The sequence below is a fragment of the Photorhabdus noenieputensis genome, from assembly GCF_018448935.1.
GTDB lineage: Bacteria > Pseudomonadota > Gammaproteobacteria > Enterobacterales > Enterobacteriaceae > Photorhabdus > Photorhabdus noenieputensis.
In genome coordinates, this window is the sequence record NZ_RCWC01000136.1 from 1 (window position 1) to 1003 (window position 1003).

At 58.3% G+C, this 1003-nt stretch carries 2 protein-coding genes; both read left to right on the forward strand.

Features of this window, described 5'->3' with window-relative positions:
• A partial coding sequence (locus tag EAE91_RS23520) for a ShlB/FhaC/HecB family hemolysin secretion/activation protein (protein ID WP_280520313.1) occupies positions 1-315 on the forward strand: 315 nt, incomplete at its 5' end.
• Between the two features lie 48 nt (positions 316-363).
• A partial coding sequence (locus EAE91_RS23525) for a two-partner secretion domain-containing protein (protein WP_214090548.1) occupies positions 364-1003 on the forward strand: 640 nt, incomplete at its 3' end.

The following is a 1003-nucleotide window of genomic DNA, read 5'->3' on the forward strand; positions in this document are numbered from 1 at the left end:
GGTCGCTGGACGGTGCGCGGCTTTGATGGCGAGCTGACCTTATCCGCTGATCGGGGTTGGTACAGCCGCAACGAGCTGGACTGGCAAACCCCGCTGAAAGGGCAGTCGCTGTATCTGGCAATGGATTATGGCGAAGTGGGCGGCCGGGGCAGCGACGCGCTGCTCGGAAAACACCTGGCGGGGAGTGCCCTGGGCTGGCGCGGCAGCCTGAAAAAGGTGAGCTACGACCTGTTTGTCGGTGTCCCGCTGTCCAAACCCGCCGGTTTCCAAACTTCCCCCGTCACGGCCGGATTCAACCTGTATTGGCAGTATTAATTTAAATAACAAAACTGCCGGTGGGTAGTATTGTGTGGAGCAAACGTCATGAACAAGCAGTTATATCGTATTATCTTTAATCAATCTCGCCAGATGTGGATGGTGGTAGCCGAGATAGCGCGGGCCGGACGGGGACGAACCGGACGCCGCACCCGTCGCCCCTCTTCCCTACAGCGTCGTTGCCGACTCACCGCGCTACGGCTTGGGGTGTTGTTCGCCCTTGGCGGGATTTCGCTTACCGCACAGGCGGCAATTGTGGCCGACGGACAGGCCCCGGGACGTCAGCAGCCAACCATCATTCGCAGCGCCAACGGCACGCCGCAGGTCAATATCCAGACGCCGGGCACCGACGGCGTTTCCCACAATACCTATCGCCAGTTTGATGTGGATAAACAGGGAGTTATCCTCAATAACAGCCATCAGGCCACCCAGACGCAACTCGGCGGCATGGTGGCCGGTAATCCGTGGTTAGCCAAAGGGGACGCCAGCGTTATTCTTAACGAAGTCAACAGTCGTGACCCCAGTCGTCTCAATGGCTGGATTGAAGTCGCCGGGCATAAAGCTGAGGTGATTATTGCCAACCCGGCGGGCATCACCTGTAACGGTTGTGGGTTCATTAACTCACATCGCACCACGCTCACTACCGGACAAGCTCTAATGGAGCGAGGCCGGCTGAAAGGGTTTGATG